Raw genomic sequence first — 9,691 nt, 5'->3', positions numbered from 1 at the left:
GGGGCATTTGCACAGGTCAGGCGGCAGGTGCGCGCCAGTCGTCAGAGCCTTCGGTATTGGCTACATCGTGAGCCCACGTGATCTTTCGATAAGCCAGCGATACTTCAACCAGTTGGGTGTAGTTTTCATTGTCTTTGTCGAGTGCGTGGGGAAGCACGGTATTGATGCTGACGATGGTGGCGTCTTCGAGCGTGGTGGTGAAAAAATGCTCTTGTTTGCCTTCCGACGAGGTGCGATACCAGCTGACCTCGACCGTTGGCAGCATTTCGCCGGTGGCAAGTGCCTGATACATCAGGGGGGTAGCTTTGTTCAGTGAACTGGTGAATATGAAAGGCTTATGCACGCGCTGGCCACTCGGTTGACCGCTCTGGGGGTCAGTGGGCGTAATCACCTCATGCTTGATTTCCTGAACCAGAATCTGATCTTCATGGCCTTGTTGGAACACGTTGCCGACGGAGTCAGCGGTGAAGGCGCCAGCGGTGATGTTGCCTTGGGTCTGGCCTACGATCTTGATGTAAGCGGGTGTTGGCATGGCAGTTACTCCTGCGTCCATGTGGGTAAAGCACGCACACCACAGGTGGCGTGGCCATCGGAAACGATGGGCTTGTCAACGAGGCAGGTACCTCGTCAATTCAATGAATCAGCTGCGCCGTGGATCGACGCGCTACTGCTGCAAGATGCCGTTGAGCGACTCCAGCACCTCGGTGGTAATCAGGTGCAGGCGATAGCTGTAGATGCTGTAAGCCACCGCCATGGCGATGGCGGAAATCACCAAGGGGCTCCACCAGGGCCATTGCCGGCTCATGCGGAAGTTGCGTGGGGCCACATTGGTGTAGGGGTCGCAGACTTCTTCGGGGGTAGGGCCGCGCAGTTCGCGGATGATCCCGTGCAGTTGGTGAATCAATGCGTTGAGTGTTTCTTCGCCTTTCGGCGCGAGCGCGTACTTGCCCTTCAGCCCAAGGCACAGGGCGTAGTACATGAACTCCAGTACGTCCTGGTAACGCTTGGGCTCCTGCATCAGGCGGGTAATCACCGTGAAGATTTTTTCTCCACCCCAGGTCTCGTCGTGGAAGATGCTGAGCAGCGGCTCCTGGCTCCAGCAGCTGCTCTTGCCCCAGGGGCGCTCCATAACGGCCTCGTCTATGAACAGGCACAGACCGTAGGAGTACGCCAGCAACTGAGCCGGCTCGTAACCGTGCTGGCGCATTTCTTCCTGGATGTTGTCGATCTGGCCGCGCACTTGCTGGTGCACGTCCTGGATGTTTGGCAGCTCGTCCAGCGTACGCAGGCGTATAACCAAGCCGAACAACGGCGATGCGGCATCCAGCATCAGGTTGGCGAAGCCGCCCCGCAGCTGAAATTCCGGGTCAGCGGGGTAGCCTTCGGAAACGGGCTCAGGCTCAGTTTTGTCCGTGGATACTTGCGCATTGGTTGCCGCAGCCCGGGGGGCGGGTACTGGCTGTTCAAGGGTTGAATCAAGCGCGTTGACTGCAGCGTTGTTTTCATCGGTGGGCGTATTGTTGTCTTTTCCCATGTCACTCACTCCTGATCGCCCAGAACTGCAGTTCAAGCCCTGGGAAGTCGCCCGCAATGTGGATGCCGAAGCCATTCGCCTTGCTCATGCACGCCCAGGCCGGGTCTCGTCGGTCCAGCTCGAAGTAGCTGAAGCCCGCATGGAAGGGCAGGTCGCGGGGCGCCACGGGTAATGGCAACAAAGGGATGCCCGGCAATTGCAGCGGCACCAGGTCATTCAGTGACTCAAGTGAGGTGATCTTGGCTTTCTGGATGAACATCTGGCGCAACGCCTGTGGTGGCAGGTCGGCGCGCACGGCGAGGATGAAGTCGGCTTCGTCGATCAGCCGGCGATCTTCCAGCGTGGTCGTCATCACGCCGAATTGTTCGCTCTCCAGCGGCAGTGAAACAGCGCGCGGCCGCAAGACGGTGCTCAGAGACCGGCGCAAGGTGTCTTCCAGCGGTTTGAAGGAGGTGCGCAGTGCGGTGTGGTGATAGGCGGGGTACTCCTGCGGCAGCCGGTTCTGGTCGGTGAAGGTGACGAATTCGCCGCAGGCCTGGCTCATGCACAGGTACAGCTGCTCGGGGTGCGTTTGCGCTTGCCTGGCCAGATGCTGGAAGCATGGCCACCAACGGTTCATGGCCTGCAGCAGGTTGAAGTCGCGAATGTCGGCGATCCCGGACTGGCCCGAGGCACCAATCCGCGTGGCAAGGCCGCGCGCCCGCTCGCGCAAGGTATGGGTGATTTCCTCAAGAAACCGCTGCAGCGCTGGCACCGCCCGCACCGAAACGCTGGTGGGGTAGAACGCTTCGTCCAGTTGCAGGCTGCCGTCGGGGCGCCGTTCCAGAATACGTGCCAGGGCCAGGCGGGTGTAGGCGCTGCTGTCTTCGGTCTTGCGTTTGAGCTGCAGGTTGGGCACCGCAAGGTCTACCTGCACCAGGTCACCGTCAGCGGTGTGGGTATCCTTGATTTCCTGTGCCTGGGCGGTATAGCGGAAATTGGCTGCATTGTCGGGCCAGCTCACTTCGCGGCCGCCATCGGTACGCAGCGGCAGGCACAGATAAACCTCACTGTCTTGGCACGCGTCGTCGCCGATTTCCAGCGGCGGCGGTGGCGGCAGGTCGGCGGGAATGTCGAACACCGTGCCGTCCGGCATCACACCTCGCGCCCGGGTGATGGCGACTTTGCCCAGGCTCAGGTATTCGTCGTTCAACTGAAGTTCGCTGAAGCCGTAGAAGGCTGCATTGAGGCTGGCGAGGCGCTGGTGCAGGGCTGCTTCGCTGGCCCTGGCCGCCTGTTGGAAATGCTGTGGTTTGACGAACAGGCCTTCGGGCCAGAGAACGGGATTGCGTGAACTCATGGGCGCTCCGTGTCAGCGTGAGTAAGCAGGAAGGGCAAAGGGTGTTGAGGCGCCATCAGTCTTCTTCCTTGAGCACGATGTGCGTGTCGTTGACCAACACCGACAGCATGATCTGGCGGCCACGCGGCGGAATGCGCAGTACTTGTCGCCAACTGGCGTTTTCATGGCCTCGGTAGTCGGCAATCACCGCGACGAAGCGGGTTTCGGCGTGGATGGGTTCGAACGGGATGTACTTGAACTGGCCAGGGCGCAGCAGGTAGTCGTCACTACGGATATAGGTACTGCGCAGCGCCTTGGCCGGGTCCTGCTCCAGTAGCTGGTACACGGTGTTGCGCAGCAGTGAGTCGTCGCGCAGTTGCAGGATCGTGATGGCAATGGGCGTGGCGACCAGCGCTGAGGCAACGCTTGTGGTGCGCGGCAAGGTCAACGCCACCTGAGGGTCGTCGTAGCTGCCGGGGCCGCTTTCTTCCAGGGGCGAGCGAGCCGGGTCGCTTTCGTCTCCTTCGTCCAGCTCGACGGGGGACATGGCCGGGAATTGCGCTTGCAGGTATTCGAACAGAACCCCGATTTTTTCGGTCAACGCATAGGGGTCGCCAGCACTCAGGGTCACAGCGTAGGGGCTGGGCTCCAGGGCGCGATCCTGATCGGCTGCGACGTCAAGGCTGTCCGGATTGCCGTTGAGGGTAGGGCTGGCATTGATGCTGAATGCGACCTCGGTCGGGTGATCCTTGGGCGGCCCGATGGGCAACGAGTGGTCCATGGCCACCTGGCTCATTCTGCTCAAAGAGGTGCAGCCGGCGGGGCCGACCAGCGCAAGCAGCAGGGGGGCGAGCAGAAGTGGATGAGGCTTCATGGGTATGCTCCGGCAATCAGGCGCTGCAGCGGGTTTTCTCGGAGTGCCCCTTCACCGTCTGCTGCGTCCAGCGCTGCCAGAGGGTCGTTCCCCATGGCTGCTTTGAAGACCGAGCAGATCTCGACGGCTGGTTGGGGGGCAGAAGGCTGTGCCGGCCAAGCGGGTGCAGGCGCTTCGGCTATCAGGCGGTCGAGCACCCTCGGGTCCGGGTTGAACAGGTCCTCCAGCGAGCGTGTGCAGGCCTGATCCTGGGAGTACTGAACCTGTAGGCGATAGGCACCAATGAGAAGCTGGTCACCCTCAACCAGGCGCCTGGGTGGAAGCGGCCCCAGGCTGTTGGCACTGCCATTGACGTAGGTGCGGTGGCAGTGGTCGATCACACAGAAGCTGCCCTCGATCCAGCGGATTTCGCAGTGGATGGGCGCAACGGCCTGATCGCGGTCATTGATTCGCCAGTTTGCTCGCCCGCTGCCGATGGTGCCGCCCTTGCAGTCGAACAGGTGCCGAGCAGTAACGCCGTGCTGCAGTTGGTCGAGGTTGGTGATGCTCAAGGTGACTGTGCTCATGAGCGCCCCCGGAAGCGTACAACCGGGCTGATCTGGCCATGCCGGTCGTCGACGAAGCTGGTCCAGCCCAGATAGGCACCCTGGCTGCGGTGCAAGCAGAAGGGTGACAACGCGCTCTGCTTGAGGCGCAGCTCCAGGTCATAGGCCAGCCCGTCACGCAGCAGAAAGTCGATCAGTGCGCGCAAACGGCCGAAGTTGATGCCGCTGGGCAGCAAGTCCCGCAGCTGCTTCTGGTCGAGTTCGCTGAGCACGATGGTGAACTTGCTGCTGCGGGTGCGCGTGCGGCTGCCAATCATGAACGTGCTGCCCAGCTGGCCGTTGGTCCGCCCCAGGCTTGCAAGCTGCCTGGACGGCGTGACGACTGATCGCGTCTCGAACTCGCGGATGTGCACCTGCTTGAGGTCGAAGCAGTGCGCAATGATGCCGGCCACAGTGCCCGGCGCACGGCTGCGGCTGGCGATTACGCCGGCAAAACTGAGCAGGCGGCTCCAGGGCAGCGCCGTGTCCCCTCGCAACTGCTTGTCGTTAAGCCCCAGCAGGGCAAACATGTACTGCGAGAACCCGTCACTGGCACCTGGCTGGAAGCGGATGTAATAGCGGTACTTGCGCCAGATACGGTGCAACAGGCTGAGCAGGTAGTGGTTGAAGAAGTCGAAGAAGGCCGGCCGTACACCGATGCCATGCGCATGTTCATACGCCACCTGTTCCAGATAATAGGTGGGCAATGGCGAATCGGTGCCGTGCAACCCCAGGAACGTGGCAACGACGCGGTAGCGCTCGTCCTCAGCGGGCATTCGCTGGGCTTTGTACACGTCCGATACAGGGAAGGTCAGCCGTGTGTCGCAGGCCAGGCGCACGCGCAGCCGGGTGGCCTTGTCCGGCCAACGCGGTTCCAGGTTATCGCCATGCAGCCCGTGCAACCGCTCCAGCAACTGGAAGAAGTTGTACTGGTGCGCTTTGCAGAGCAGCTTGTCGGCTAGATCAGCGGTTGCTTGCCGGTCTGTATTGGCCATGTGTAGTGCTCGTTATTGGTGGTGTTGATCACTTCCAGCTGGTGGAAGGAATTGATGCTGGCGTACAGGGCGAAGAAATGAGCGAGCACACAGCTGAACAGGTACAAGTCGCCTTCGCAGAGGAAGGCGGACTGGTCCAGTTTCAGCAGGGTGTGCAGGCCGCGAATGGGTTGCCCCTTGATCAGCCAATCCATGGGCTGCGTATGAATGTCGCGCATACCCTCCAGGCGTTTACGGGTGGTGCGAGCCTGCTGGATGTCGTGCAGGGCCATGAAGTCATAGGCGCGGATCACCGCTTTCAGCGGCTCTACCGAGAGCATGGACAGGTAGTTGAGCGACATGTTGGAGATCAACGCCCACTGCAACTGGCCGTCCAGCACCGGGCGACAGGGGCGGGTGGGGGTACAGAGATTGGTGTAGGTGGCCAGCGGCGGCGTAAGTTCGCTCAGGACGTTGATGTCATCCACGCCTAGCGCCAGCGGTAGGTCCCGATTGGTGCAGGTGAGGTCGATGGACGCGGTTTCCAGCTCGCCTATGTAGCTGTTGGCGTCGGCGCGGACGAAGGCGATTCGATGCATGACGCCATTGCCGTGCAGGCACTCTTCCAGCTGGCAGCGGTAATACAGCGCCGTGCGCCCCTGGACGTGCTCGATTTCATGGGCGAAGGACTCGAAGGGACGGAAGGTCCGAAGGTGCTCACCGGTGTTACCGTCAGTCGTCGTTCGGGTGCTGATCACCTGGTCGACACTGAAGATTTCGTAGCCGTGCGGCGCTGTGCCCTTGGGCTTCAGTGGAACCATGGCGTCCTTGCCGGACAGGTCGATGGGCTCGGCGCTGTGCTGGAACAGGTTGACCGCAGGTGCGCAGAACAGGTTGAAATCTGCTTTGCCGACACGCAGCGAGTCGGGTAGCTGGCGCGTGAAGTGAAATTCAAGGTTTACCTGCTGGCTGTCATGAGCTGGCCAGATCTTTTCCAGGCCGGTAACGCTGAAAAAGTGGAAGCGTTGAGGGAACGCGAAGTACTCCTGCAGGATGCGATAGCCATCAAAGACGTTCTGTGGGTAAGGCAGCAAGGCGTCGTTGGGGCTGAACCCTGGGAATGTGATGCTGTTTGCCGGCAGCCGACGAACCTCGCCATTGATGGTCACGCTGACATCCTTGAGGTATTGAGAAACCCACAGATAAAGCGTGCGCGCGGTTCGAGCATCGCCGCTGAGGTAAAAGTCGAGGCTGGTACAGCCCAGGCTGTTCAACGGCCGCTCGACCAGTGATTGCAGGCTGATGCAGATCACAGAACTATCGGATGTCTGGGTGGCTGCGACCGTGTCGATCTCGAACGGATGAATGTTGACCGCTGTACAGGTGCGGAACTCGCAGGCCACGCCGTCTACCGGTTTCGAGAACAGCCGCGACCCCTTTGGGATGCGCTGTGACTGGCTGAGGGATTGCCTCACCGGGCTGAACTTGATGATCGTCGCGCTGGGCAGCGGCCGCAGGTAGTTCGGCCACAGCAACTGCAGCATGGGATGGGTCAGCTCTGGCAAGTCGTCTTCCAGCTTCAGCCGTAGCTTGGCGGTCAGGAACGCAAAGGCTTCCATCAGGCGTTCGACATCGGGGTCGCTGGCACCTTTGCCAAGCAACCGCGCGAGTTGTGGGTTTTCCTTGGCAAAGTCGTTCCCCAGTTCGTGCAGGTAACGCAGTTCTTCGCTGAAACTGTCTCTCAGTGACATCGGTCACCTCACTCGCGTGTAGCGATTGTGGCCATCGACCAGCAGCTCGAGTTGCAGCTGCTCTGCGTGGTTGTTGACCTGTACCAGGCAGTCCAGCCTGAAATGCAGCTCCAGCGGGGCATGGGTATCGGGCACTGCGTTGAGCGTGCGTACCTGTATGCGCGGCTCGAAGCGCTGGAGGGTGCGACGGATATCCGCGCTCACCTGCACAAGCAAGTCGCCGTTGCTCACGTCATGCCCATTGAAGTCGCGCAGGCCCAGCTCAGGGCTGCTCTGGGAGCACCCCTGGCGGGCATTCAGCAGCGTTTCGAGGTGGCGCTTGATGGCGGCGAACTTGTGGGAAGCGCTCTCGCGTCGGGAGGCCTCCCGGCGGGTGCACTGGTCCACCATCAGGCGATCAAAAAGACCACTCATTGCGTATCGAGCCGCCCGACCAGAGAAATCTCGAAGTTCGCGCCCATGTACTTGAAGTGCGGGCGTACGGCGAGCGAAACCTGGTACCAGCCCGGGTCACCCGCAACATCCGAGACCTCAATACGGGCGGCACGCAGCGGCCGGCGGCTGCGAACGTCGGCAGACGGGTTCTCCTGGTCGGCGACGTACTGCTTGATCCATTTGTTCAGCTCGGACTCAAGGTCACGGCGCTCTTTCCAACTGCCGATCTGCTCGCGCTGCAGCACCTTGATGTAGTGGGCGAGCCGGTTGACGATGAACAGGTAGGGCAACTGGGTACCCAGCTTGTAGTTGGTCTGTGCCTGAAGCCCCTCAGGGGTTTTCGGGAAGTGCTTGGGCTTTTGTACCGAGTTGGCGGAGAAGAACGCGGCGTTGTCGCTGTCTTTGCGCATGGTCAGGGCGATGAAGCCCTCTTCGGCCAGTTCGAATTCCTTGCGGTCGGATATCAGCACCTCGGTAGGGATCTTGGCCTGCAACTGGCCCAGGGATTCGTACAGGTGGACCGGCAAGTCTTCGACGGCACCGCCCGATTGGGGGCCGATGATGTTCGGGCACCAGCGGTAGCGGGCGAAGCTGTCGTTGATGCAACTGGCTAACAGAAAAGCAGAATTGCCCCACAGGTAGTTGTCGTGCTGCCCGGCGATGTCTTCGTTGTAGTTGAAGCTCTCGATCGGTTGTTCCTGCGGGTGGTAAGCGGAGCGAAGCATGAAGCGTGGCCCGGTCAGGGCGACGTGGCGGGCGTCTTCGCTTTCACGAAAAGCGCGCCACTTGGCATGCCGAGGGCCGGCGAAGAGGTCTTTTATTTCCTTGAGGTTAGGCAGCTCCTCGAAGCTGTTCAAATTGAAGAATTCGGGGGCAGGTGCAGCAAGAAAAGGGGCATGGGACATGGCGCCAACGGAGGCCATGTAACTTAGCAACTTGATGTCAGGGGAAGAGGGGCCGAAGTTGTAGTTGCCTACCATGGCCGCAACCGGCTCTCCCCCGAATTGGCCATAACCCGCGGTGTAAACATGCTTGTAGATACCGCTGCAGGTAATGTCAGCAGCATTTTCGAAGTCGTCGAGCAGGTCCTCTTTAGTGACATGCAAGACTTCAAGCTTGATGTTCTCCCTGAAGTCCGTGCGGTCGACCAGAAGTTTCAGGCTGCGCCATGATGATTCAAGCTGCTGGAACTCAGGCTGATGCAGAATGGCATCCATCTGTTTGCCGAGCATTCGGTCGATCTCGGCAATCATCTGGTCGGCTCGGTGTTTGTTGATCAGTTGATCCGGGTCATTGCTCTTGAGGATTTCGGCGATGAAGGCAGATACGCCCTGCCTGGCAATCTGGTAGCCCTCCTGAGCAGGCACCAGCTTGGTTTCTGCCATGATCTGGTCGAGCAAGGTGGCATTGCTCAATGTGTCGGCCGTTGCGTCTGTGGTGATGGCGGTGCTGCTTGGCTTGGGCATGGGGACGCTCCGTTGTCTCAATTTTTTTCTGGCGCCTCGAGCACCAGGTCCAATTCTTGGGCGAGCTGCTTACGCGCCTGCTCGTTGTTAAGCAGGTGCTGCAATTGCTTGCGGAAGGCCGGGACGTTACCCAGCGGGCCTTTCAGGGCGACCAGTGCTTCGCGCAGCGCCAGCAGCTTGTTCAGCTCGGGCACCTGGCGCGCGATCCGGTCCGGCCCGAAATCGTTGATGGACCTGAACTGCAGGTGGACGGCCAGCTCGGTATCCGGGGCGGTGCCAAGCCTGGACGGTACCGTTACGTCCAGGCTCACGTTGGCGTCGTTCAACACGCTGTTGAATGTATGTTTATCGATGCGCATGACCTGACGGTCCTCAAGCGCACGGTTGTCATCCAGGCCGAAGTCGCCCAGCACCAGCATCTTGTGCGGCAGCTCCACCTCAGCCTGCTCATCGCTGGTAGCGGGGACATACTTGATATTGACGCGTTCTTTCGGCGCAACGGATCCCGTATTGTTAGACATCGGTACGCAACTCCCTGTTGGGCTGTAGGATGTTCAGGTGCTAGTTGTGTTTATTGTTGTCTCGGTCTTGTAGGAAGATTCCCACATATGATTAATGGGTTGGGTTATTTGTCCGTTCCCTATGAAAACGATGCGCGGAAGAGTGGTCTTTGGTCGAGCATTAAGATGTAAATAAATATTTGTTTGTGTGCATTCGGTACTGTGTAATAGGCTTCTGCTGGATTTGTTTTAATT

Annotated in this window: 10 protein-coding genes; all 10 read right to left on the bottom strand. The window is 60.1% G+C overall.

What is annotated here, in order from left to right; all coding sequences use genetic code 11:
* Window positions 1–16: 16 nt before the first annotated feature.
* Window positions 17–532 carry an Hcp family type VI secretion system effector gene (locus PRJ_RS16605; RefSeq protein ID WP_104961994.1) on the bottom strand — a complete coding sequence of 172 codons (516 nt, stop codon included), beginning with the start codon at window positions 530–532 and terminating at the stop codon, window positions 17–19.
* A gap of 132 nt (window positions 533–664) precedes the next feature.
* Window positions 665–1,534 (bottom strand): type IVB secretion system protein IcmH/DotU, encoded by an 870-nt coding sequence (gene icmH, locus PRJ_RS16600; protein ID WP_104961993.1) that lies wholly within the window; start codon window positions 1,532–1,534, stop codon window positions 665–667.
* Window position 1,535: 1 nt separating this feature from the next.
* A complete protein-coding gene (gene tssK, locus PRJ_RS16595; RefSeq protein ID WP_104961992.1) occupies window positions 1,536–2,873 on the bottom strand; it encodes a type VI secretion system baseplate subunit TssK in 1,338 nt (445 codons plus the stop codon).
* A gap of 55 nt (window positions 2,874–2,928) precedes the next feature.
* Complete coding sequence (gene tssJ / locus PRJ_RS16590; protein ID WP_064491557.1) at window positions 2,929–3,726, bottom strand: type VI secretion system lipoprotein TssJ; 798 nt, start codon at window positions 3,724–3,726, stop codon at window positions 2,929–2,931.
* A complete protein-coding gene (locus PRJ_RS16585; RefSeq protein WP_064491558.1) occupies window positions 3,723–4,292 on the bottom strand; it encodes an FHA domain-containing protein in 570 nt (189 codons plus the stop codon). The genes tssJ and PRJ_RS16585 overlap by 4 nt, the downstream gene beginning before the upstream one ends.
* Window positions 4,289–5,305, bottom strand: coding sequence for a type VI secretion system baseplate subunit TssG (gene tssG / locus PRJ_RS16580; RefSeq protein WP_104961991.1), 1,017 nt, complete (start codon window positions 5,303–5,305; stop codon window positions 4,289–4,291). Before tssG ends, PRJ_RS16585 begins: the two co-directional genes overlap by 4 nt.
* A complete protein-coding gene (tssF, locus tag PRJ_RS16575; RefSeq protein WP_104961990.1) occupies window positions 5,269–7,035 on the bottom strand; it encodes a type VI secretion system baseplate subunit TssF in 1,767 nt (588 codons plus the stop codon). The genes tssG and tssF overlap by 37 nt, the downstream gene beginning before the upstream one ends.
* Window positions 7,036–7,038: 3 nt before the next feature.
* A complete protein-coding gene (tssE, locus tag PRJ_RS16570; RefSeq protein WP_010953542.1) occupies window positions 7,039–7,449 on the bottom strand; it encodes a type VI secretion system baseplate subunit TssE in 411 nt (136 codons plus the stop codon).
* The gene (gene tssC, locus PRJ_RS16565; protein ID WP_064491562.1) at window positions 7,446–8,936 is read right to left on the bottom strand and encodes a type VI secretion system contractile sheath large subunit; all 1,491 of its coding nucleotides are present in this window, start codon (window positions 8,934–8,936) and stop codon (window positions 7,446–7,448) included. The genes tssE and tssC overlap by 4 nt, the downstream gene beginning before the upstream one ends.
* Window positions 8,937–8,953: 17 nt before the next feature.
* Window positions 8,954–9,457: a type VI secretion system contractile sheath small subunit gene (tssB, locus tag PRJ_RS16560; RefSeq protein ID WP_104961989.1), complete on the bottom strand. Its 504-nt coding sequence runs from the start codon at window positions 9,455–9,457 to the stop codon at window positions 8,954–8,956.
* Between the last annotated feature and the right edge of the window lie 234 nt (window positions 9,458–9,691).

The sequence above is a fragment of the Pseudomonas sp. XWY-1 genome (genome assembly GCF_002953115.1).
GTDB classification, from domain to species: Bacteria; Pseudomonadota; Gammaproteobacteria; order Pseudomonadales; family Pseudomonadaceae; genus Aquipseudomonas; species Aquipseudomonas alloputida.
This window is presented reverse-complemented; position numbering and strand designations above follow the sequence as displayed.